General features: G+C 67.2%; 1 protein-coding gene. It reads left to right on the top strand.

The window, feature by feature from the left end:
- Positions 1-543 (top strand): anti-CBASS protein Acb1 family protein (locus QQS14_RS16560; RefSeq protein ID WP_285908120.1); only part of this gene is annotated, 543 nt, incomplete at both ends.

The raw sequence follows: 543 nt of genomic DNA, 5'->3' as shown, positions 1-543 counted from the left end.
AGCGGCCGAGACGGCGCTGACCAAGATGTTTGCCATGATCGCCCGCATGCAGTCCAACGAGGGCATCACCCTGCTGGACAAGGAGGACGTGTTCACCACCCACAACTGGACATTTGCCGGGGTCTACGACGCCCTGCAGGCGTTCTGCGAGCAGATAGCCGGGGCCACGGGCATCCCGCTGGTGCGCCTGCTGGGCCAGTCGCCCAAGGGGTTTGCCAGCGGCGATGCGGACATGGCCACCTACTACGACACCATCTCCACCCAGCAGGATGACGACCTGCGCCCGGCCATCGAGAAGCTGCTGCCCGTGCTCAGCCGCCACCTGTGGGGCAAGCCCTGGCCGGATCATGCGTATTTCGAGTTCCGCTCCCTGTGGCAGCCGAGCGAGACGGACAAGGCGACCATCGCCACGGCAGACGCCCAGGGCGTGGCCGGGCTCTATGCCGCCGGGTTGCTGAGCGAGCACCAGGCTCTGGCCGAGCTGCGCGACGCGGGCCGCGTCACCGGGCGGTTCTCCGGCATCACAGACGAGGACATAGCCAA

Origin of the sequence: Pseudodesulfovibrio pelocollis (assembly GCF_030282845.1) — a bacterium.
Classification (GTDB): Bacteria; Desulfobacterota; Desulfovibrionia; order Desulfovibrionales; family Desulfovibrionaceae; genus Pseudodesulfovibrio; species Pseudodesulfovibrio pelocollis.
This window is presented reverse-complemented; position numbering and strand designations above follow the sequence as displayed.